The sequence below is a fragment of the Actinacidiphila guanduensis genome, from assembly GCF_900103985.1.
GTDB lineage: Bacteria > Actinomycetota > Actinomycetes > Streptomycetales > Streptomycetaceae > Actinacidiphila > Actinacidiphila guanduensis.
The window spans coordinates 72,008-94,164 of record NZ_FNIE01000006.1 but is presented as its reverse complement, the minus strand read 5'-3'; the positions used below and the strand labels follow the sequence as shown (position 1 = coordinate 94,164).

The window sequence follows — 22,157 nt, the reverse complement described above, 5'->3', positions numbered from 1 at the left end:
CGGATCACATCCGGCGCAGCACCACGTACCCCTGGGCGGCGGCGACCTGTGTGTACGTCGCCGCCGGGTGCAGCTGCTTGGCGTAGGCGACCGGGTCGCCGGCCCAGCCCGAGGTGTTGTCCAGGGCGATGTACTGCGGGGTGATGTTCTTGGTGTCGCCCACCCAGTAGACGGTCGTGCGGCGCACCAGGCGGCTGATCGGGCCGACGTTGGCCTCCACCGTGGCGCCGTCCGGGATCTGGTCCAGCACCTTCTCCACCGCCTTGGTGCGCGCGTCCACCTTGTAGGTGGCGGTGTGCTGGAGCGAGGCCAGCGGCAGCGTGAGGGTCAGGGCGAGCGCCGCCCCCGCGACGGCGGCCGGCGCGCCCGAGGCGTAGGAGCGCAGCCACGGCCGCGGACTCCTGCGGGAGTTGGCGGCGGCGTCCACCAAGGCGAGCACCACCACGGGCATCAGCACCGCGCTGTAGTGCCAGTCGGTGCCCCAGTAGTGGTCGTCGTGGGAGACGAACCGCCAGCCGATGGTGGGCAGGGCGGCCAGGAACAGCGGCGAGCGCAGGGCGAGCAGCCCGCTGGTCGGCAGCAGGATCCACAGCAGGGTGTGCACGGCGGTGGCGAAGGGGATGTGGCCCGGCATGGGGGCGCCGTCGCCGCTGAGCTTGTTCCAGTAGTCGTAGCCGCCGGTCTTGTTGAAGGCCGGGATGATCACGCCGAAGGCGAGCGCGGAGACCGCGACGCCGAAGCCGGCCAGGCCGACCGCCCAGGGGCCGTAGCGGTCGGCGTCCGAGGGCTCCCGGGCCGCCTCGCCCTCCTGGGCGTCTTCCTCCGCGCCCTCGGCGGGCTCCTCGGCGCCGGCCGCCGCCCCGGGGGCGTTGGAAGGGCGCGGCTCGCGGGTGCGCCACCAGACGATGACGCCGATCGCCGCGGCCGTGATCCCCATGTCCTCCTTGACGAAGACCAGCGGCACCGCCCACCACATCGCGGCCGCCCACCGCCTGCGCAGCACCGCCTCCAGGGAGAAGGCGAGCAACGGCATCGCGAAGGCGATCTCGTGGAAGTCGAACTCCACCGCCTTCTGCACGCCCCAGGACAGCGCGTAGGCCACGCCGATGGCGAGCCCGCGGCCGCGCCCGAGCAGCAGCCCGGCCACCCTGGTGACCGGGATCACCGACACCGCGAAGAGCAGCGCCTGCGCCACCAGGAGCGTCACCGGGGTCGGGAAGACCCGGTAGAAGGGGGCGATCAGGGCGGTGATGGGGCTGAAGTGGTCGCCCAGGATGTTGAACCCGGGGCCCTTGAGGTCCGCGACGGGCGCGTGCAGGTGCGCGTAGGACTTGACCGCCTGCTCGAAGATGCCGAGGTCCCAGGACATGGTGAGCATCTGCCGGTAGCGGGTCACCGACAGCGCCGTGTAGGCGGCGAAGAAGACCAGGGCCAGCAGGTAGGGGTCCAGGCGGGCGCCCGGCAGCCGCAGCCGCGCCGTGCCCGGTGCCGCCTGCGGTGCGGTGCCCGTGCCGCCCGCGGCCCTGGACTCCTGTGTCGGGAAGACGGCCTCGGCCCTCTCCATCGTCGTCCTCCAGCGGCAGCGGGGTCGGGGTCTGCCGGAAAAGATACGGGACGGGGCTGTGCCGGCGGGACCCGCGCGGCGCCCGCGGCCCCCGGGTGGCCGTAACCGCGCGCCCGTCGGAGCCAGGAAGAGGCCCGGAACGGGCCGGGAGCCAGGACGCAGCGGCGTCGGCGCAGCGTCACGCGAACGTCACCGTACGAAGCCGTCCGTGGCCGGGGACGCCGGGGAACCGTTCGCCCCGAAATAGTTATCCACAGGTGGCGGGAGAGCGGGGGACGGGTGTCGCCCGCGGCCGATACGCTCGCGGTGGGTTCGTCGAGGGGTGGGCGCGCACGGGCGGGGACGTGCGCGCGGCGGCGGACGGCACGGAACTGACCACCTGTCAGACCGCGGATGAGACTCGAACGTCGGGGAGCACGAGATGTACGGCCCAGGTCAGGCGGCGGCGCCGCCCAAGCCCGCCAACTCCTCGGTGGCCGTGCTGCTGCGCGTGGTGTTCACCGTGCTGCCCATTGTGAGCCTGGGCTTCCTCGCCTGGGGCGGGATGCTCTACCTCGCCGTGCTCGGCCGCCGCACCCTCGACTGGCTGGTGCTCGCCGTCACCGCGGGCATGGGCGCCATCGCCTTCGTCTGCTTCGCGGTCTCCGACGACGACAACGACTGGCAGGCCAACACCGGCGGCGGCCTCATCATCACCTGCATGTTCGCCGGCGCGATCTACTTCCTGGCCGCCGACATACGCCGCCGCGGCCCGGACCGCCGCAAGGCGTGGCCCCCGGCCGGCACCGGCATCGGATACCCGGCGGCCAACCCGTACGCCACCGGCCTCGGTATGCCGCTCGGCCCGGCCACCGGCAGCGCGGGCCCCATCGGCCCGCAACCCGGCTACCCGCACGGCGGCTACCCGGTGGCCGGTCCGGTCACGCCGGCCACGCCGGCCACTCCCGTGCCCGGTCCCGCCCTGGCGCAGCCGCACCACCAGCCGCCGCAGCCCGCCGTGCCGCCGATATCCGGTGCGGCGGCCGGCCCGCCGCCCGGGCCGCGCAAGATCGACCAGGTCCGCGCCGAACTGGACGAGTTGAGCGACTACCTGCGCAAGGAGCGCGATCAGGGCGACCGGGGCCGCCGGGAGGACGGCAGATGAGCGGTCGCCTCGTCGCGGGGCGGTACGAGCTGGCCACCGTCATCGGCCAGGGCGGCATGGGCCAGGTGTGGACCGCCTACGACCGCAGGCTCGACCGCAGGGTCGCCGTCAAGCTGCTGCGCCCGGACAAGGTGGCCGCGGGCGAGGACGCCGAGGAGCTGCGCCGCCGCTTCGACCGCGAATGCCGCGTCACCGCCCAGGTGGACCACCCCGGCCTGGTCACCGTGCACGACGCGGGCGCCGACGGCGAGGAGCTCTACCTCGTCATGCAGTACGTCGAGGGCGCCGACCTGAGCGACCACCTCGCCGAGCACGACCCCTACCCGTGGCCCTGGGCGGTCGCGGTGGCGGCCCAGTTGTGCGCGGCGCTGTGCGCGGTGCACGCGGTGCCGATCGTCCACCGCGACCTCAAGCCGCGCAACGTGATGGTCAGGACCGACGGCAGCGTCACCGTGCTCGACCTCGGTGTTGCCTCCGTGATGGACACCGACACCACCCGGCTGACGCACACCGGCTCGCCCATCGGCAGCCCCGCCTACATGGCGCCCGAGCAGGCCATGGGCGGCGCCGTAGGTCCGCGCACCGACCTGTACGCGCTCGGCGTCCTGCTGCACGAACTGCTCAGCGGCCAGGTTCCGTTCGCCGGCTCCACCGCGCTCGGCGTGCTCCACCGCCACCTGTACGAGGCGCCCGCCCCCTTGCGCACCCTGCGCGCCGAGGTGCCCGAGCGGCTGGAGTCCCTGGTGCTGCGGCTGCTCGCCAAGGACCCGCAGCACCGGCCCGACAGCGCCCACGAGGTCTTCGGGGAGCTGGTCGCCCTGCTGCCGGACGGCGGGGCCGCGCGCCCCGCGCCGGGCGGCCCGATGGACCCCACCCGGCCCTTCCTGCGCCCCCAGGCGCCGTGGCCGGACCGCTTTGCGCACCCGGCCGTCCCCGCGCCGCCGGCGCACCCGCCCATCCGTCCGCCGGCCGTGCCACCCGTGGCCGCCGTCCCGGCCGCCTCCGCGGGCCCCGACCTCGCCGCCGCGATCGACGAGGTCAGGCGGCTGCTGGACGCCGGCCGCATCACCCAGGCCGTCGACATGCTGGGCGCGATCCTGCCGGCCGCCGCCGAGAAGCACGGCGAGCACTCCCCGGTGCTGCGCTCCTTGCGCAAGCAGTACGCGGCGACGCTGATGGAGGACGGCCAGTACCGCCGGGCGCTGCCCGAACTGCGGCGACTGTCGGACGAGTTCGCCTCGCAGTACGGCGGCGCCGACCGCCAGGCGCTGCAGTACCGCTACGAGGCCGCCCAGTGCCTGGAGCAGCTCGGCGAGGCCGGCGCGGCCCTGTCGGAGTACCGGGTGCTGCTGCCGTACTTCGAGCGCTGGGCGGCCGCCGACCCCGGCCCGCCGCTGGACATCCGGCGCCGCATCGGCCACCTGCTGCTGTCGGTTGGCGACCGCCGGGCCGCGCGGGACGTGCTCACCCGGCTGCTCTACGACGCCGAGCGGGTGCGCGGGCCCCACCACCCCTTCCCGGTCGAAGTGCGCCGCACCCTGGCCTGGTTGGGCCAGGTCCAGGGGTAGGGCCCGGGGTGGGCCCGGGCATGGCGCCAAGGGGGGCGCACGCCGGGCCGGAGTGAACGCGGGCCGGGGCGCGGGCGGTTCGCCCTCGGCCATGTGGGGGATCTATGCGGTGGCCGGCGTCGGTTCAGCGCTGCTCAAAGGGGCAGTCGATGCCCGGCAGAGGTGCGGCAGGGGCGAACGGCGCCCCGGGACAAGGAAATTCGAGGTGTGTTGATGGACGCGAGGACTCCGCGGGCGGCCCTGCTGTGCGCCGCCGCCCTGGCGGCGGCGCTCGGCCTCGCCGGCTGCAAGGACACCGCGATCGGCTCGGGCCAGAGCGGGAACCAGGGCAGCGCCCCGGCGTCGGCGACCGGCGCCCCCGGCAGCGCCCTCGCCGCGGCCGACGCGCTGACCGTCAAGGGCCGCGCCCCCAAGACGGGTTACTCGCGCGCGCAGTTCGGCCCCGCCTGGGCCGACGTCGACCACAACCACTGCGACACCCGCGACGACATACTCCGGCGCGACCTGACCGGCCTGTCCTACCGCGCGGGCACCAAGGACTGCATCGTCACCGGCGGTGACCTGGCCGACCCGTACACGGGCAAGCGCATCGTCTACAAGCGCGGCGCGAGCAAGGTGGACATCGACCACGCGGTGGCCCTGTCGGACGCCTGGCAGAAGGGCGCGCAGAACTGGACGAAGGCCAAGCGCGAGGACTTCGCCAACGACCCGCTGAACCTGCTGGCCGTCGACTCCTCCACCAACCGCCGCAAGAGCGACGGCGACACGGCGACCTGGCTGCCGCCGAACAAGGCGTTCCGCTGCCCGTACGTCGCCCGGCAGGTGGCCGTGAAGAAGAAGTACGGCCTGTGGGTGAGCGCGGCCGAGAAGGCAGCCATGCGCAAGGTGCTCGACACCTGCCCGAAGGAGCCGCTGCCCGCCGGGTGAGCGGGCCGGGGGCCGCCGCCGCGCCCGCGATCACCTTGCGCCGAGTGCTGGATATCGGCGGGGCGGGGTCAATATCCTCGTGACCGATCATCCGTCATCGCACGCGAGGTTGTTTTCCCGCCGGGAGGCACCATGGTCCGCCGCCGCACCGCCGCCGTCTCGTTCGCCGCAGCCGCCCTGCTGCTGGCCTCGCCCGCGCTCACCGCGTGCAGTTCGGGTCCGGACCACACCGGCGCGGCGGCGGTGGTCGGCGACCACCGGATCACCATCGCCTCCCTGCAGTCCCGGGTCGACGACCTGCGCTCCTCGGCGGCTGCCTCGCCGGCCACCGCGCAGTCGCTGGACGGTGCCACCCAGCTGCCCTCGCACGTGCTGACCTCCCTGGTGCAGGCCCAGGTGGTGGACAAGGCGCTGGACGACAAGGGCCTCTCGGTCTCGGCCGCCGAGGTGGAGCAGGAGCGGCAGAGCGCCCTGCAGCAGTTCGGCGGCAGCGAGCGGCAGTTCGAGGACGCCATGCTCACCCAGCGCGGCATCGCCCCGAACCAGCTCGACAGCCTCTTCCGCACGGTGATCGCCGAGTCGAAGATCACCTCCGCGCTCGGCTACCAGCCCGGCAGCGACGGCGGCACCAAGGCGCTCAACGACTACCTGATCAAGACCGCCACCTCCCTGCACGTCCAGGTCAACCCCCGCTACGGCACCTGGGACGCCAAGACCGGCTCCATCGGCGCCGCCCGCGAGCCCTGGGTCGTCACCAAGACGCAGCTGCCGACCCAGGGCGGCTCCCCGGACACCGGGACCACCGGGGTCGCCTGAGCCGGCCCGCGCCCATGGGCCCGGAGGCCGGCCCCGCGCCTCGGGCCCGAAGCCGGCCTCCGGGCGCCGCGCCCCGGCGAGGTTCGTCTCTCGGCCTGCCCTCCGGCCGCCCGGCCCCCCCGACCGCCGGCCCGGCCCCTGATCCGCGTGGCCGCGCGCCACGGTACGTTCGAGGGGTGAACGACGAGACCGAAGCGGCACCCGGCCGGCTGGTGCTGCTCACCATGAGCCACCGGGTCGCCCCCGGCCAGCTGTCCTGGCCCGCCTGGGAAGTGCTGCGCGGCGCCGACCGCGTGCTGTGCGCGGACCCCGGCCACCCGCAGCTGCCCTACCTGAGGGAGGCCGGGGTGCGGGTCGAGACCGCCGCGCCCACCGGCCAGGAGCTGGTGGACGCCACCGCAGGCGGCCGCACCGTGGTCTACCTGCCGCCGGACGGCGGCGCCGACCGCGCGGTCACCGACGAGCTGTCCCGGCTCGGCGGCTCCGGCCGGGTCGCGATGCCCGACCTGGAACTGCTGCCCGGCTCCTGGGACCTGCCCGGCGCCCGCCTGCTGGACGTGGTGCAGGTGATGGACCGGATCAGGGCCGAGTGCCCCTGGAGCAGCCTGCGCACCCACGAGGAGCTGGCCAAGTACGGCATCGAGGAGATGTACGAGCTGGTCGAGGCGATCGAGGAGGGCGACCGGGCGGCGGTCCGCGAGGAGCTGGGGGACGTGCTGCTGCAGGTCGTCTTCCACGCCGCCATCGCCGAGGGCGACGCCGAGGAGCCGTTCGGCATCGACGACGTGGCCGCGGGCCTGGTCGCCAAGCTGATCCACCGCCACCCGCACATCTACGGCGACGAGGTGGCCGAGACGCCCGAGCAGGTCCAGGCGAACTGGGTGCGGCTGAAGGGTGAGGAGAAAGCCCGCGACTCGGTGACCGACGGGGTGCCGCTCGCCTCGCCCGCGCTCGCGCTGGGCGCCAAGCTCGCCGGCCGGGCCCGCGCCGCCGGGCTCCCGCTGCCGCCCGCCCCGCCCGTCCCGCTCGACGCAGACGAGGCGGCGCTGGGCGACCACCTGCTCGCCGAGGCCGCCGCCGCCCAGGCGGCGGGCCTCGACCCCGAGGCCGCCCTGCGGCACGCCGCCCGCCGCTACCGCGCCGCGATCCGCGCCGCCGAGGCCGGGCGCAAGGGCGCCGTGTCCCCCGCGGCGGAAGGGCCCGACCCGCAGGACACCACCCCCTGGGGCGAGGCGGCCGGCGACGAGGACGCCTGACCCATGCGCGTGGACGACCCCGGGCCCTGGCCGCGCGACGAGGCCGAGGCGCTCGCCCTCCAGGACCGGCTGCGCCCGCTCGCCGACCACCGCGGCCCCGGGCCCGCCGCGCCCCGGCTCGTCGCCGGCCTCGATGTCGCCTACGCGGGCGACGGGCGCGGCACCGGGGACCTGGTCGCCGCGGCCGTGGTGGTGATCGACACGGCGAGCCTGGCCGTCGTGGAGCGCGCCACCGCCACGGCGACCACCGCCTTCCCCTACATACCCGGCCTGTTCGCCTTCCGGGAGCTGCCCGTCCTGCTGGACGCGCTGCGCGCCCTCACCCGCGTGCCCGATCTCCTGCTGTGCGACGGCCACGGCCTGTCCCACCCGCGCCGCTTCGGCCTCGCCTGCCACCTGGGCGTCGTCACCGGGCTGCCCACCGCGGGCGTCGCCAAGACGCCCTTCACCGGGCGCCACGACCCGAGCGCCCTGGGCGTCGAACGCGGCTCCGGGGCCGACCTCCTGGACGACGGCGAGCGGGTCGGCCGCGCCCTGCGCACCCAGAGCGGCGTCAAGCCCGTGTACGTCTCCACCGGCCACCGCATCGACCTGGACACCGCCTGCGCGCACGTGCTCGCCCTGGCGCCGCACTACCGGCTCCCCGAGACCACCCGCCACGCCGACCGCCTCAGCCGCGACACCCTGGCGGCGGCCCTGGGAGCGAGCGCTTGGGACGAGCGTTTGAGGTGAGCACTTGGGGTGAGCCCGTAAGGGGAGCCCCCCTGACGCGCACTGCTTGAAGGGGCCCTTGACGCCCGCCACTGCCGCGCCCCTCTTGAGGCGATCCCCTTGACGCGCGGTCCTGGCGCGCCCCCCGAGCCGTGCCCCTTGCGGCGGCCCCGGGCGCGCGCACCCGAGGCGAGCCCTGACTGCCCACCCCCGACCCGCGCCCCTTGCGCCCGCGCGCTGCGGATACGGTCGGGGAGTGAACGACACGCCCCCCTCGCCCGACGGCCCCGAGCTGTTCACGTGGGAGTTCGCCACCGACCCGTACCCGGCGTACGCCTGGCTGCGCGAGCACGCCCCCGTGCGCCGGACCGAGCTGCCCAGCGGCGTGAGTGCCTGGCTGGTGACGCGCTACGCCGACGCCCGGGAGGCGCTGGCGGACCCGCGGCTGAGCAAGAACCCGGTGCACCACGCGGCGGAGTCCGGCGCCAAGGGGCGCACCGGCATCCCGGGCGAGCGCAGCGCCGACCTGATGACCCATCTGCTCAACATCGACCCGCCCGACCACACCAGGCTGCGCCGCCTGGTCTCCAAGGCGTTCACCCCGCGCACGGTGGCCCGCTTCGAGCCCCGGGTACGGGAGTTGACCGGCCGTTTCGTGGACGGTTTCGCCGCCGATGGCCGGGCCGACCTGATCCACGACATCGCCTTCCCGCTGCCCATCCACGCCATCTGCGACCTGCTGGGCGTGCCGGAGCGGGACCAGGACGACTTCCGCGACTGGGCCGGGATGATGATCCGTCACCAGGGCGGCCCGCGCGGCGGAGTGGCCCGGGCGGTCAAGCGGATGCGGGCGTACCTGGTGGAGCTGATCCACCGCAAGCGCGGCGGCGACGGCGACGACCTGATCTCCGCCCTGATCCGGGCGAGCGACCACGGCGAGCACCTGACGGAGAACGAGGCCGCCGCCATGGCCTTCATCCTGCTCTTCGCCGGCTTCGAGACCACCGTCAACCTCATCGGCAACGGCATGCACGCCCTGCTGCGCCACCCCGCCCAGCGCGCCGCCCTCCAGGCGTCCCTGGCCCGCGGTGAGACCGCCCTGCTGGAGACCGCCGTCGAGGAACTGCTGCGGTACGACGGCCCGGTGGAGCTGGCCACCTGGCGCTACGCCACCCAGGACCTGCGGATCGGCGGGCAGCGGGTGGCCGTCGGCGACCCGGTGCTGGTGGTCCTCGCGGCCGCCGACCGCGACCCCGCGCGCTTCGCCGAACCCGACACCCTGGACCTCGCCCGCCGGGACAACCCGCACCTGGGCTACGGGCACGGCATCCATTACTGCCTGGGCGCCCCGCTGGCCCGCCTCGAGGCGCGCACCGCCATCGCCGCGCTGCTCACCCGCCTGCCCGACCTGCGCCTGGCCGCCGATCCCGCCGAACTTCGGTGGCGCGGCGGTCTGATCATGCGTGGACTGCGGACACTGCCCGTGGAGTTCACCCCCGAGATACGGCCCGGCACGTGACACCCTGTCACCACCGTGATCCCGACGTGACGATCGCTACACCGGCTTGTGATGCGTAGGCCAACACCGCTACGTTCTGCGGTCAACGCGAGGCACGCGACTCCTCGCGGGACGCGCCGCCTCCCACGAGCGGCAGGCCGTCCGCGGGCGGTACGCCGACGTACCGCCGCGGGCCCCGCCGCCGGGCGCGTACGGCTTGAACGAAAGGCGACCGCATGCTCTCGTCCGGTAACGGCCGGCACCGACGCCCCCGGCAGGCTCCGGCGGCCGTGGTGACCGTGGCCACCGCCGCCGCGACAGGTGTCGGCATCGCGCTCCCCCTGATCGGCGCCGGCTCCGCCTCGGCCGCCTCGAACGGCACCTGGGACAAGGTGGCGATCTGCGAGACCGGCGGCCAGTGGGGCGCGAACACCGGCAACGGCTTCTACGGCGGCCTGGCGATCACGCAGGACACCTGGGACACCTACGGCGGCGACGCGTTCGCCAAGCGGCCGGACCTGGCGACCAGGGACCAGCAGATCGCCGTCGCCGAGAAGATCCTGGCCGACCTCGGCCCGAACGCCTGGCCCGGCTGCGAGAGCGACACCGGCCTGCTGAAGGACACCGGCAAGCCCGTCATCGACATCACCGCCACTCCGGTGCCCAACCCCTCGGGCCCCACCGGCATCCAGCCGAGCCCGACCGCCACGCCGACCGATCCCACGGGTACCGGCGACCCCGACGCGACCACCCCGACGACACCGCCGGCCACCCCGGGCACGGACGACCCCACCGCCACCGCCACCACACCGCCCGCCACCCCCGGCACGACCGATCCGACGGGCACCCCGACGGGCACGCCCACGACGCCGGGCACGCAGCCCACCGGGCCGGCCGGCACCGCGAGCACGCCCGCCGGCAGCGGGACGCCGAGCACGGGATCCGGCCGCCACGCCAAGCCGTACGACCCGACCGACGAGCAACTGGCGGCGAACGACCGCGCCACCCGCACCGAGGTCTGGTCGACCACCGGGGACACCCCGGGCAGCGAAGGCCAAAGCGGAAAGAACGACAGCAAGGGCACATCGGGTGCCACTTCCGGCGGCATGTCCAACACCGGTACGAAGAACGCCGATCGGTACACCGTGGGCTCGGGCGACTCGCTGTCGGGTATCGCCTCGGCCGAGCATGTCGAGGGCGGCTGGCACCGGCTCTACGAGACGAACCACCAGCTGATCGGCGACGACCCGAACCTCATCAAACCGGGACAGATCCTCAACCTCGGCTGAAACAAAGGCGCGTGGCGGCCGGGGCGCAAACCGGACGTATCAACTCCCGGCCGCCGCTGCCGATGTGACAAGCATCTCGCCGGACGGCGTGACCGCCCGAGCGCGCAGCGCCGACCGACACCCCTCCGACCTGCGGCGATACCAACCCGCCGATCTTGTGCCGGGAGTTGGCGCCCGATTTCGGAACGTTTGAACAACCCGGCGCGGTGTGCTTAACGTCTAAGCGCTCGCCACAGCGGGCCCCGTCCGGAGCGGAACGCCGAGTCCTGCCGCCGCTCCACGGGTTGCACCCGACGCGAAAGCGCCGCAGGCAGGAGCGGGGGACCCAAGGTCTTTCCGCCGGACCGGCCGTACGACCGCGCAGCACGAGCACGCCGCCGCGCCCCGTACGGCACCGCGTCCGGCTCGGGGTGAAGCCGAAGCGCCGCCACGCGGCCCGGCCGGGCAACTCACGTCCGAACCCGACAGCTGACCTCGCAGGCGTCGGTGAGGGCTCACACATCATGGCTAAGCACCGTCGTGCCTCGAAGAGGCTTGTCCGTATCGCCACCCTGGCCGGCGTCGCCGGCACCGCGATCTCCGTTCCGCTGATCGCCTCCACCTCCGCCTCGGCCGCCTCGGTCGCCACCTGGGACAAGGTCGCCCAGTGCGAGTCCGGCGGCGACTGGTCCATCAACACCGGCAACGGCTACTACGGCGGCCTGCAGTTCTCGCAGTCCAGCTGGGAGGCGGCCGGCGGCCTGCAGTACGCGCCGCGCGCCGACCTGGCCACCAAGGACCAGCAGATCGCGGTCGCCGAGAAGCTGCTCGCGCTGCAGGGCCCGGGCGCCTGGTCCTGCGCGTCGGCCGGCGGCCTGACCGCGGGCGGCCCCGCTCCCGACATCAACACGGGCGGCGGTTCCTCCAGTGCGTCGTCGGCCTCCTCGGCCAGCTCGTCGTCCTCGTCGTCTTCTTCGTCCGCCTCGTCCTCGTCGTCGGGCAGCGCCTCCACCGGCAGCACCCACGCTTCCGGCCACCACTCCGCCACTACCTGGCGGCGCGGCACCGGCAGCTACACCGTGGTGCACGGCGACACCCTGTCGAAGATCGCGGCGAAGCACCACGTCCGCGGCGGCTGGCACAAGCTGTTCCAGCTCAACCAGGACGTCGTCAAGAACGCCGACCTGATCTACCCGGGCCAGCACCTGAACCTGGGCTGACCCCACCGGTCCGGGCCCGCCCGGACCACCGGTCCCGCACCGCGCCGGCCGGGCCCGCGCTCTCCCCCTCGCGTGCCCGGTCGGCGTATTCCTGCGGCCCGCCCGCCCCGTGGGCCGGGCCGACGGCCGACCGCGGCGCCGAAGCCGGTTAGGCTCGTCCCGACACAGACGAGAAGACCGAGATGACATCTCTGAAGGAGACAACGTGCCGTCCATCGACGTCGTCGTAGCCCGGGAAATCCTCGACTCGCGAGGCAACCCCACCGTCGAGGTCGAGGTCGGCCTCGACGACGGCAGCACCGGGCGTGCCGCTGTTCCGTCCGGCGCCTCCACGGGCGCCTTCGAGGCCCTCGAGCTCCGCGACGGCGACAAGAACCGCTACCAGGGCAAGGGCGTGGAGAAGGCCGTCCTGGCCGTCATCGAGCAGATCGGCCCGGAGCTGGTCGGCTACGACGCCACCGAGCAGCGGCTGATCGACCAGGCGATGTTCGACCTGGACGCCACCCCCGACAAGTCCTCGCTGGGCGCCAACGCCATCCTCGGCGTGTCGCTGGCCGTCGCGCACGCCGCCTCCGAGGCGTCCGACCTGCCGCTCTTCCGCTACCTGGGCGGCCCCAACGCGCACGTGCTGCCGGTGCCGATGATGAACATCCTCAACGGCGGCTCGCACGCGGACTCCAACGTGGACATCCAGGAGTTCATGATCGCGCCCATCGGCGCCGAGTCCTTCTCCGAGGCCGTGCGCTGGGGCGCCGAGGTCTACCACACGCTGAAGGCCGTGCTGAAGTCCCGCGGCCTGTCCACCGGTCTGGGCGACGAGGGCGGCTTCGCGCCCAACCTCGGCTCCAACCGCGAGGCCCTCGACCTGATCATCGAGGCCATCAAGCAGGCCGGCTACGCGCCGGGCCAGGACGTCGCGCTCGCCCTGGACGTCGCCGCCTCGGAGTTCTACAAGGACGGCAAGTACCAGTTCGAGGGCAAGGAGCGCTCGGCCGCGGAGATGACCGAGTACTACGAGGAGCTGGTCGCCTCCTACCCGCTGGTCTCCATCGAGGACCCGCTGTTCGAGGACGACTGGGCGGGCTGGAAGGTCCTCACCGAGAAGCTCGGCGGCAAGGTGCAGATCGTCGGCGACGACCTGTTCGTCACCAACCCCGAGCGGCTGCAGAAGGGCATCGACAACGAGACCGCCAACGCGCTGCTGGTGAAGGTGAACCAGATCGGTTCGCTCACCGAGACGCTGGACGCGGTCGAGCTGGCCCAGCGCAACGGCTACAAGTGCATGATGTCGCACCGCTCCGGCGAGACCGAGGACGTCACCATCGCCGACCTCGCCGTCGCCACCAACTGCGGCCAGATCAAGACCGGTGCCCCGGCCCGCTCCGAGCGCGTGGCCAAGTACAACCAGCTGCTGCGCATCGAGGAGATCCTGGACGACGCGGCGGTCTACGCGGGCCGCAGCGCCTTCCCGCGTTTCAAGGGCTGACGCCACCAGGGGATCGGTTCGAGGGCCGGCCTCCCATGGAGCCGGCCGCCTCCCCACGTCCCCGCACGCGGTCCCGTACCGTGGGCGGGGACGTGGTGCCGTGCCCGGGCGGACCGGGTGCGGCGCGGCAGCAGGACGGGAGAGGGAGTGGGGCGCGTGGGGTCGGATCGGTTCGCCACCGCGGCCCGGCTGAAGGCGATCGGGCAGGAGGCGCAGGCGCGCGTGTACCGCGCGGCGGCCCGCCGCCCGGTCCGCCGCAACAAGCTGACCGGCCGCGCCGCCCTGCTCGCCCTCGTCCTGTGCGCCCTGGTGGTCGCCCTGGCCTACCCCACCCGGCAGTACATCGCCCAGCGCTCGGCCATCTCCGACCAGCGCCGCCAGGCCCGGCAGGCCGAGCAGCGGGTGGAGCAGCTGCGCGAGGAGAAGGCCCGCTGGCAGGACCCGGACTACGTGCGCGCCCAGGCGCGCGCCCACCTGCACTTCGTGATGCCCGGCGAGACCGGGTACTCGGTGGCCGGCAGCCCGCAGGACGGCGGGACCGCGGACGCGCGCAGCTCCGCCGACGAGGCGGCCGCCGACCGCCCCTGGTACCACAACCTGTGGGACGGCCTCGACAACGCCGACGCGGCCGACGCGGCGGCCCGCCGCTGACCCCGGATTCGCATTCAGGCCATCGCAGACCGATCGCAGGCCGATCGCAAGCACCGAGACCCGCCCGGACACCGGCCCCGCAGCGGGCCCGGCACCACCCCGGGTCCCAGCATCCCAGCACCCCAGGCAAGAACGGTTCATGGACACCACCCCGGAACACACCCCGCCCACCGAGGCGGACATCGCCGCCGTGCGCGCGCAGCTCGGCCGCCCGCCGCGCGGCCTGCGGGCCGTCGCGCACCGCTGCCCGTGCGGCAACCCCGACGTCGTGGAGACCTCGCCCCGGCTGGAGGACGGCACGCCCTTCCCGACGCTGTACTACCTCACGTGCCCGCGCGCGGCCTCCGCGATCGGCACCCTGGAGGCGGAGGGCGTCATGAAGACGATGACGGCACGGCTGGCGCAGGACGTGGAACTGGCCGCCCGCTACCGGGCCGCCCACGCGGACTACCTGGAGCGCCGGGACGCCGTCGAGGTGCTGTCCGGCTTCCCCAGCGCCGGCGGGATGCCGGACCGGGTCAAATGCCTGCACGTGCTGGCCGCGCACTCCCTGGCGGCCGGCCCCGGGGTGAACCCCCTGGGCGACGAGACGCTCGACCTGCTGCCCGACTGGTGGGCCAAGGGCCCCTGTGTGCAGGTGGGCGACGAGGCGGCGGCGACCGAGGAGGAGCAGTGAGCGGGGCGCGGGGCGGCACGGGTCGCGGCAGGGTCGCGGCGGTGGACTGCGGCACGAACTCGATCCGCCTCCTGGTGGCGGACCTCGACCCCGCGACAGGGGAGGCGGTCGACCTGGACCGCCGGATGCGGATCGTCCGGCTCGGCCAGGGCGTCGACCGCACCGGGCGCCTGGCGCCCGAGGCGCTGGAGCGCACCTTCGCCGCGTGCCGGGAGTACGCGCAGGTGATCCGCGACCATGGTGTCGAGCCCGGCCGCGTACGGTTCGTCGCCACCTCCGCCTCCAGGGACGCGGAGAACCGCGAGGAGTTCGTCCGCGGGGTGGTGGACATCCTGGGTGTCGAGCCCGAGGTCATCTCCGGCGCCCAGGAGGCGGAGTTCTCCTTCACCGGCGCCACCAGGGAGCTGACGGGGGACCAGGACCTCCAGGCGCCCTACCTCGTGGTGGACATCGGCGGCGGCTCCACCGAGTTCGTGCTCGGCGGGAGCACGGTGGCCGCCGCCCGCTCGGTGGACATCGGCTGCGTACGGCTGACGGAGCGCCACCTGCTGCGCGACGGCGCCGTCACCGACCCGCCCGAGCCCGCCCAGATCGCGGCCATGACCGCCGACATCGACGCGGCCCTCGACCAGGCCGAGGCCGCGGTCCCCTTCGGCCGGGCCCGCACCCTGGTGGGCCTGGCCGGATCGGTCACCACCGTCGCCGGCATCGCCCTCGACCTGCCCGCGTACGACTCCGCGGCGATCCACCACTCCCGCATCCCCCTGGAGCAGGTCCGCCGCATCGCCGCCCGCCTCCAGGCCGCAACCCACGCCGAACGGGCCGCGATCCCCGTCATGCACGAGGGCCGCGTAGACGTGATCGCCGCCGGCGCCCTGATCCTCCTGCGCATCATGGACCGCACCTCCGCCGAGGAGGTCCTGGTCTCGGAGCACGACATCCTGGACGGCATCGCGTGGTCGCTGATACCGGCCCCGAGGTGACGGCCGGAGCCCGAAGCGGGCGTCGGCGAGGCATGCGGCCCGGTCAGAGGTTGCGGTACACGTCCCGCCGGTCGCCCATCTTCACGACGAGGATGACGAGTTCACCGTCATTGACCTGGTAGGCGACCCGGTAGCTGCCGACCCGGAGGCGGTAGAGTCCCGACGGCCCGGTGAGCTTCTTGACGTCGGCGTCCTGGCGGTAGGGGTCGTCGCCGAGCGTGGTCAGCGCCGCCAGGATGCGCATGGCGTCGGGCCGGCTGATGGCGCGGAGCTGCCGCTGCGCCGCCGTGGTGAACCGGAAGGCGTACTTCACGCCGCCTCGCCGCCATGGTCGGTGAACAGGTCCGCCAGCAGCTCCGCCATCCCCACCGTGGGAGCGCCCTCGGCGAGGACGGCCTCCGCCTCGCGTGCCAGCATCACGTCGGCCGCTTCCTCCAGCGCTTCGAAGTCCGCGATCGGTACCACGGCCGCGACGGGAGCGCCATTGCGCGTGATGACGGTCGCAATGCCCTCCTCGGCCCGGTTGATGTGGTCCGCGAGGTGCGCGCGGGCTTCCCTTACCGTCACGCTGTTCTCCGTCATGCCGCCAGTGTACGCGTGCGTGTGTACACGAGGATCGGCTGTTGCGGGACGGCATCGCGTGGAGTCTGGTCTGACGGCGGGGTGGGTGCGGGACGTACCATCGCGGGTGAGCAAGCGCTCGGAAAGTAGCCCGTGTCACAGGGGCGGCCTGGTGACTCGCTGCTCTACGCGCGGGTAACTTCGCAGGGGGTCCGCGTGTGCGCCCGACCGGGGCCGGGCGGACCGAACGCACCGGTGCGCGTCGCCCGCGTGCCGTCCGCAGCCTCGACGAGGAGTGTCCGCGATGCCCGAAGCCGTCATCGTCTCAGCCGCCCGCTCGCCCATCGGGCGGGCCTTCAAGGGCTCGCTCAAGGAGCTGCGCCCCGATGAGCTGACCGCCACCATCATCCGTACCGCCCTGGACAAGGTGCCCCAGCTCGACCCGCGCGAGATCGACGACCTGATGCTCGGCTGCGGTCTGCCCGGCGGCGAGCAGGGCTTCAACATGGCCCGGATCGTGGCCGTCCGGATGGGCATGGACCACCTGCCGGGCTGCACCGTCACCCGCTACTGCTCGTCCTCGCTGCAGACCACCCGGATGGCCATGCACGCGATCCGCGCCGGCGAGGGCGACGTATTCGTCTCGGCGGGCGTGGAGATGGTCTCCCGCTTCGCCAAGGGCAGCTCCGACTCCCTGCCGGAGACGATGAACCCCTACTTCGACGACGCCCAGGCGCGTACCGCGAAGCGGGCCGAGGAAGGCGCCGCCGAGTGGCACGACCCGCGTGAGGACGGCGCGGTGCCGGACGCGTACATCGCCATGGGCCAGACCGCGGAGAACCTCGCGCTGCTCAAGGGCATCGGCCGCCGGGAGCAGGACGAGTTCGGCGTCCGCTCGCAGAACCTCGCCGAGGAGGCGCTGAAGAACGGCTTCTGGGAGCGCGAGATCACGCCGGTGACCCTGCCCGACGGCACGGTCGTCGCCAAGGACGACGGGCCGCGCGCGGGCGTCACCATGGAGGGCGTCTCCGCCCTGAAGCCGGTCTTCCGGCCCGACGGCACGGTGACCGCGGGGAACTGCTGCCCCCTCAACGACGGCGCCGCCGCCCTGGTGGTCATGTCCGACACCAAGGCACGCGAACTCGGCATCACCCCGCTCGCCCGCGTGGTGTCCACCGGCGTCTCCGCGCTGTCGCCCGAGATCATGGGCTACGGGCCGGTCGAGGCGTCCACCCAGGCGCTCAAGCGGGCCGGGATGACGATCGGCGACATCGACCTGGTGGAGATCAACGAGGCGTTCGCCGCCCAGGTCATCCCCTCCTACCAGGCGCTGGGCATCGACCTGGACCGGCTGAACGTCAACGGCGGCGCCATCGCGGTCGGCCACCCCTTCGGCATGACCGGCGCCCGCATCACCGGCACGCTCATCAACAGCCTCCAGTTCCACGACAAGCAGTTCGGCCTGGAGACCATGTGCGTCGGGGGCGGACAGGGCATGGCGATGGTGATCGAGCGCCTTTCCTGAAGCCGCCTCACCAAGGCGCTCAGCAAGGCGCCACCAAGCCGCTCGGCAGCCCGTCCGCCGAGCCTTTCATCGCCTTCTGTGACGATATGACTTCACTGTGCACGGAGTGTGATGTAAGTCGCAATCATTTCGCCCCCGGGATGTGATTTTCCCGGGGGCGCCCCCATTTGTGCAGGTCAATGGCGGTGGTTCGGAAAAGGGCTGCGGCGCAGACCCGGTCAATCCATGACGTTCCGCACTGCGCGGGCCAGGGGTTTACCGGCAGAGTGATGGATGGAGGAAGTTTCACCCGCCACTCTGGTGGGCATTGCTCGGGTCGCGTCAGTCGGGAGTACGTCAGTGAGTGCCAACTTCACCGTCCTGCTGGTCGCCGCGGGACTCGCCGTGGCCGCGGGTACCGCAGCCCTGTTCACCGCCCGTGGCGCGCGCCGGGAGCTGACCGCTCTGCGCCGCGACCTGGCGGCCATGGGCGCCGGCTCCGAGGTCCCGGCCCCCAGGGACTGCACCGCCGACATCCGCACCGCCGTCGCCGAGGCGCTCGCCGACGAGCGGGACCGCGAACTCGCCGAGGCCCGCGCCTTCTGGGCCGAACAGGAGGCCCGCGAGGCCGCCGTCGACGGCGGCCTGACGGTACACGGCCCCTACGGTGCGACAGGTGATGTCCTCGGTCCCGACGGACTGGCCGGCCCTGACGCCTTGGCCGCCTTCGACGGTGCGGGCGGCACGGAGGGCGCGGACGGCCCCGAGACGGCCGCGGCCCTGGCCGACTACGAGGTCCCGCCGGTCCTGCCCTACCTGCCCCGCCAGGCGGACTTCGCCGGCCTCGAACCGCTGCTGGACGCCTCGGCCCAGGGCGCGGAACCCGAGGCGCCCGAGGCCGTACTGCCCGCGCCGGGCGCCATCCCGCACCCCTCGGGCCCGGACTTCGCGCCCTCCCCGGTCGTCGCCTCCCAGGACCAGACCGCCGAGCGACTGTCCGACCTCGCCGACGCGCGCATCCCGCTCGCCGACGTCCGCCCCGGCCCGCTCGGCACCCTGGACGTCTACGTGTTCGCGGACGGCACCACGCTGTGCATGACGCCCGGGCACCGCGAGACCGCCCTGCGGCTGACCGAGGCGCTCGACCGCGGCGAGGTTCCCGTGCTGCGCGGCGGCTCGGCGATAGCCGGCGCGTACGCGCTCACCTTCGCCTTCGGTGAGGAGAGTGTGTACGTCCTCGCCGACCGCGTGGTCGCGTCGCTGTAGCGGCGGCAGACGGACGCACCCGAGCCGCCTCGGCAACAGGTCCCGAACAGGTCCCAACAGGCCCGGCTCGGCCCGCAACAGGGCCGTGCTGGGCCTTCCGCGCCCCGTGCGGGGCCCTGGAGCGCCCTCCCCGGCCCCCGTGCCCGCCTGCGGCCCCAGCGGGCCCCGGGTGGGCTCAGCCGACGGCCTTGGCGGTGCGGGAGAGCCGTTCCAGTGCTTCGGCGCGCACCAGCGAGGCCGCGGCGGGCTCGGCGGCTTCGAGGGCGAGCAGCAGATCGTGGCCCGCGACGGCCAGTTGGTCGCCGACCGTGAAGACCCCGTCGTCGGGGATTTCGAGGGGCGCGCGGTCGGGGAACTCCAGTGCCTGCGCCTGCCGGGCGAGCCAGCGGGCAGTGGCCAGCCCCTCGGCCGCCGCCCCGGCGGTCAGGCGGCGCTGCGGCAGCGACCGCAGCCGGCCGGCCAGGCGCTCCACGGCGGCGCGCAGCGCGGTTTCTTCCGGGTGGTCGGCGTACTCGGCCATGACGGCGACCCTACTCCGCGCCCGGCGCCGCGCCTTCGCACCCATATCCGCACCCGCACGATGGTTGCCAACGCCGGTCGGCTCGGGCACGGTGGGGTGACCGGAACGCATACCGGAGGCGCCTATGTACCAGCAGCATTTCTCCGCCGAGACCCACCGGAACCTGCTCGACCGCATCCCGCAGTGCACCGGCCGCGAGGTCAGCGACTGGCTGCGCGACCTGGCCGACGGACCCTCATTCCTCCGCTTCGACGAGAAGGTCAGCTGGCTGCGCAGCGAGCACGACCTGTCCTACGGCCACGCCAAGGCCCTCGTCCACGAGTACGACCTGCGCCGCGCCGCCCGCAACCTCGGCTAGCGCCCCGCCTGGCACCCTTCCGGTCCGCACCCGGGTGCCCGGCCCGCCCGCTCAGCCCCTGCGGCGGCGGAACAGCCCGCGGCGCCGCTGGGGTTCGGCCGGGCCCGGCGCCGGGAGGCGGGACCGGCCCCGCGCCTCGGCGGCCCGCGCCATCTCCCGCGCGCGGTCCCCGGCGCCGGCCGGCACCTCGTCGGCCGAGCGGCGGATCGCCGCGAGCAGGTCGCGGGCGAGGTCGCCGCAGGCCGGCTCCAGCCACGGGCACAGCAGCACCAGCCGGCACAGCGAGCCCAGCACGGTGACCTCGCGGGTGCGGTAGGCCGTGGCGGCGGCGAGCATCCGCTCCGTCACCCGCAGCCCGGCGTCCTCGCGGACCGAGGGGTCCACCCAGGCGGTGGCCACCATGGCGAAGGCCGCCGCTTCGCTCACCCAGTCCTCGGGCCCGTCGAGCAGGTCGAGCAGCACCGAGCGGCGCACCGATCCCACCCATGGCTCGTCGGCCCGGTGGTGGGCCAGGCCCAGGCAGGCGAAGGTCTGCACCGCGCGGATCCACAACTCCGGGCGATGCGCCCGCAGGAAGCGGCCCTGCTGGTCGTCGGGCGGCTCCGGCGGGTGCGCCAGGACGCCGAGCAGGTCGTCCAGCGCGAGCCCGGACAGCCGCACCCCGTGGTCGTAGGCGGCCGGGATGTGCGGCCAGGTGGCCGACGCGGTGTCGCGCACCAGCCGCGCCGCCTCCGGTGACGGGGCCGGCACGGCGGGGTGGGCGGTCAGCCCCTCGTACCGCCACACGGCGCGGCCGACCGGGCGCACCGGCTCGCGCGGATCGGGTTCGCCCACCGATCGGTTGACGATCTCGCCGCGCGGGAAGGCCGCGAGGAAGGCCAGCGACGCGCTGGGCGGCTCGATCATGGAGGCGGCCAGCTGCACGCCGGCCGTGCGGTCGGCGCCCATCTCGGGGTCGTCCAGGATGCGGTGCAGCACGTTGACGGTGGCCTCGGTGGCGGTGGCCACCACGCCGAGCCAGGGCTGCCACTCACTGTGCCGGGCCAGCACGGTGGCGGCGTAGGGGTGGTCGGGGCGGGTGCGCAGGTGGTCGGCGAGCGCCAGCAAGTGCGCCGGGTCGCCGTCGGCGGCGTACCGCACGCCGAGTACCGCGGGCGCGGCCTGCGGGTGCTCCGGGTCGGCCGCGGCGGCCCGCTCGGCCCAGGGCAGGCCGAGCCCGGGGCGGCCGGTGGAGGCGTACAGCTCGGCGATGTCCACCATCAGCGACAGGTCGGAGCCGTCCCGGGCGATCTCCTCCTGCCAGACCCGCAGCGCCTCGTCCGGGCGCCCGGCGGCCCGCAGGGCGTAGCCGAGCATGACGGCGGGGATGTGGTCCGGCTGCAGGCGGTGGGCTCGCTCGGCCCAGGCGACCGCCCGGTCGGTGTCGCCCATGCGGCGGGCCAGGGCGGAGCCGATGGCGGCCAGGGAGGCGTCGCCCCGGTGCTGTTCGACCACGGCGGCGGCCAGGTCGTGGAACGGGCGGACCGCCTCGCGGGCGTCCTCGGGCAGCGGGTCGGGCAGGGCGGTGACCATGTGGGCCAGCGCCTGGGTCACCGCCTGGGGCGGCACAAGGGCGGGCAGCGCCTCCTGGGTGAGCCACGCGACGTGCGACCAGGGGCGCTCGTGGTCGGCCCGGACGGCGGCGGCGACGAGCATCAGCGCCTCCGGCCAGTTCCCGCAGGCGGCCTGCAGGTGGGCGCGGCAGATCAGGGTGCCGGCGAACGGCTCGTCGGGATCGAACAGTTCGAGCGCGGCCTGCGGGCCGCCGGCCCGGCGGGCGAACTCGGCGAGTGCTTCGTGGGCGTCGGGCAGCCGCGGGTCGGCGGCGAAGGCGCCGGCCAGGTGACCGGAGGCGTGCGCGAGGTCGCCGCCGTCCATGACCAGCCGCGCCAGGGCGGTCTCGCCCTCGGCGGCCAGCCGCTCCTCGCCGCCCGCGGACGCCCCGGCGTCCCCTGCGTGCAGTCCGTCCATGTCGCCCCCCATGTCCCCCTCGGTCTTCCCCCATCGCCCCGCACCTGTGTGCCCGGCGGCCGCACCGTCCCCCGGCAGTGCCGACGGTATTACCCCGCACCGACAGTCCGTCAGCGGGGGCGGGCGCGGCCCTCCCTTGCTCCTCCCTTGCTGGTACCTCGCCGCACCCT

General features: G+C 74.2%; 21 protein-coding genes. 16 read left to right on the top strand and 5 right to left on the bottom strand.

The window, feature by feature from the left end; all coding sequences use genetic code 11:
* Positions 1 to 4: 4 nt before the first annotated feature.
* Positions 5 to 1,564 carry a DUF2079 domain-containing protein gene (locus BLR33_RS14620; RefSeq protein WP_093784888.1) on the bottom strand — a complete coding sequence of 520 codons (1,560 nt, stop codon included), beginning with the start codon at positions 1,562 to 1,564 and terminating at the stop codon, positions 5 to 7.
* 421 nt (positions 1,565 to 1,985) lie between these two features.
* Here BLR33_RS14620 and BLR33_RS14615 point away from each other — a divergent pair, with 421 nt between their 5' ends.
* The 13 genes from BLR33_RS14615 to BLR33_RS14555 all read left to right on the top strand — a co-directional run bounded on the left by BLR33_RS14615 (position 1,986) and on the right by BLR33_RS14555 (position 15,768).
* Entirely contained in the window at positions 1,986 to 2,708 is a 723-nt protein-coding gene (locus BLR33_RS14615) for a hypothetical protein (RefSeq protein WP_093784887.1), read from the top strand.
* A complete protein-coding gene (locus BLR33_RS14610) occupies positions 2,705 to 4,276 on the top strand; it encodes a serine/threonine-protein kinase (protein WP_093784886.1) in 1,572 nt (523 codons plus the stop codon). Before BLR33_RS14615 ends, BLR33_RS14610 begins: the two co-directional genes overlap by 4 nt.
* A 213-nt stretch (positions 4,277 to 4,489) precedes the next feature.
* A complete protein-coding gene (locus BLR33_RS14605) occupies positions 4,490 to 5,203 on the top strand; it encodes an HNH endonuclease family protein (protein WP_093784885.1) in 714 nt (237 codons plus the stop codon).
* A 132-nt stretch (positions 5,204 to 5,335) separates the two neighbouring features.
* Positions 5,336 to 6,019: a SurA N-terminal domain-containing protein gene (locus BLR33_RS14600; RefSeq protein WP_093784884.1), complete on the top strand. Its 684-nt coding sequence runs from the start codon at positions 5,336 to 5,338 to the stop codon at positions 6,017 to 6,019.
* 176 nt (positions 6,020 to 6,195) lie between these two features.
* Positions 6,196 to 7,275 carry a nucleoside triphosphate pyrophosphohydrolase gene (locus BLR33_RS14595; RefSeq protein WP_265737035.1) on the top strand — a complete coding sequence of 360 codons (1,080 nt, stop codon included), beginning with the start codon at positions 6,196 to 6,198 and terminating at the stop codon, positions 7,273 to 7,275.
* A 3-nt stretch (positions 7,276 to 7,278) separates the two neighbouring features.
* Entirely contained in the window at positions 7,279 to 8,007 is a 729-nt protein-coding gene (locus BLR33_RS14590) for an endonuclease V (protein WP_093784882.1), read from the top strand.
* Positions 8,008 to 8,242: 235 nt separating this feature from the next.
* Positions 8,243 to 9,505, top strand: a complete 1,263-nt coding sequence (locus BLR33_RS14585) for a cytochrome P450 family protein (RefSeq protein ID WP_176930271.1) — start codon at positions 8,243 to 8,245, stop codon at positions 9,503 to 9,505.
* Between the two features lie 215 nt (positions 9,506 to 9,720).
* Positions 9,721 to 10,773 (top strand): LysM peptidoglycan-binding domain-containing protein, encoded by a 1,053-nt coding sequence (locus BLR33_RS36935; RefSeq protein ID WP_093784880.1) that lies wholly within the window; start codon positions 9,721 to 9,723, stop codon positions 10,771 to 10,773.
* A 503-nt stretch (positions 10,774 to 11,276) separates the two neighbouring features.
* Positions 11,277 to 11,972 (top strand): LysM peptidoglycan-binding domain-containing protein, encoded by a 696-nt coding sequence (locus tag BLR33_RS14575; protein ID WP_093784879.1) that lies wholly within the window; start codon positions 11,277 to 11,279, stop codon positions 11,970 to 11,972.
* A gap of 205 nt (positions 11,973 to 12,177) precedes the next feature.
* Positions 12,178 to 13,458 (top strand): phosphopyruvate hydratase, encoded by a 1,281-nt coding sequence (eno, locus tag BLR33_RS14570; protein WP_093784878.1) that lies wholly within the window; start codon positions 12,178 to 12,180, stop codon positions 13,456 to 13,458.
* A 156-nt stretch (positions 13,459 to 13,614) separates the two neighbouring features.
* On the top strand, positions 13,615 to 14,109 hold the full coding sequence (locus BLR33_RS14565) for an FtsB family cell division protein (protein ID WP_093784877.1): 495 nt from the start codon (positions 13,615 to 13,617) through the stop codon (positions 14,107 to 14,109).
* Positions 14,110 to 14,248: 139 nt separating this feature from the next.
* Entirely contained in the window at positions 14,249 to 14,785 is a 537-nt protein-coding gene (locus BLR33_RS14560; RefSeq protein ID WP_093784876.1) for a DUF501 domain-containing protein, read from the top strand.
* The gene (locus BLR33_RS14555) at positions 14,782 to 15,768 is read left to right on the top strand and encodes a Ppx/GppA phosphatase family protein (RefSeq protein WP_093784875.1); all 987 of its coding nucleotides are present in this window, start codon (positions 14,782 to 14,784) and stop codon (positions 15,766 to 15,768) included. The genes BLR33_RS14560 and BLR33_RS14555 overlap by 4 nt, the downstream gene beginning before the upstream one ends.
* A gap of 43 nt (positions 15,769 to 15,811) precedes the next feature.
* Here BLR33_RS14555 and BLR33_RS14550 read toward each other — a convergent pair whose 3' ends face one another.
* The gene (locus tag BLR33_RS14550) at positions 15,812 to 16,081 is read right to left on the bottom strand and encodes a type II toxin-antitoxin system RelE family toxin (RefSeq protein ID WP_093784874.1); all 270 of its coding nucleotides are present in this window, start codon (positions 16,079 to 16,081) and stop codon (positions 15,812 to 15,814) included.
* Positions 16,078 to 16,350 carry a type II toxin-antitoxin system Phd/YefM family antitoxin gene (locus BLR33_RS14545; RefSeq protein WP_093784873.1) on the bottom strand — a complete coding sequence of 91 codons (273 nt, stop codon included), beginning with the start codon at positions 16,348 to 16,350 and terminating at the stop codon, positions 16,078 to 16,080. Before BLR33_RS14545 ends, BLR33_RS14550 begins: the two co-directional genes overlap by 4 nt.
* Before the next feature lie 283 nt (positions 16,351 to 16,633).
* On the opposite strand from BLR33_RS14545, the gene BLR33_RS14540 reads away from it, so the two are divergent.
* Both BLR33_RS14540 and BLR33_RS14535 read left to right on the top strand, forming a co-directional pair.
* Positions 16,634 to 17,854 carry an acetyl-CoA C-acetyltransferase gene (locus tag BLR33_RS14540; protein ID WP_093784872.1) on the top strand — a complete coding sequence of 407 codons (1,221 nt, stop codon included), beginning with the start codon at positions 16,634 to 16,636 and terminating at the stop codon, positions 17,852 to 17,854.
* A 339-nt stretch (positions 17,855 to 18,193) separates the two neighbouring features.
* Positions 18,194 to 19,099 carry a hypothetical protein gene (locus tag BLR33_RS14535; RefSeq protein WP_093784871.1) on the top strand — a complete coding sequence of 302 codons (906 nt, stop codon included), beginning with the start codon at positions 18,194 to 18,196 and terminating at the stop codon, positions 19,097 to 19,099.
* A gap of 175 nt (positions 19,100 to 19,274) precedes the next feature.
* Here BLR33_RS14535 and BLR33_RS14530 read toward each other — a convergent pair whose 3' ends face one another.
* Entirely contained in the window at positions 19,275 to 19,619 is a 345-nt protein-coding gene (locus BLR33_RS14530; RefSeq protein ID WP_093784870.1) for a hypothetical protein, read from the bottom strand.
* Positions 19,620 to 19,743: 124 nt separating this feature from the next.
* Here BLR33_RS14530 and BLR33_RS14525 point away from each other — a divergent pair, with 124 nt between their 5' ends.
* A complete protein-coding gene (locus tag BLR33_RS14525) occupies positions 19,744 to 19,977 on the top strand; it encodes a DUF4287 domain-containing protein (protein WP_093784869.1) in 234 nt (77 codons plus the stop codon).
* 51 nt (positions 19,978 to 20,028) lie between these two features.
* Here the strand turns inward: BLR33_RS14525 and BLR33_RS14520 are convergent, their stop codons facing one another.
* Entirely contained in the window at positions 20,029 to 21,987 is a 1,959-nt protein-coding gene (locus BLR33_RS14520) for a tetratricopeptide repeat protein (RefSeq protein WP_143031690.1), read from the bottom strand.
* Positions 21,988 to 22,157: the final 170 nt, after the last annotated feature.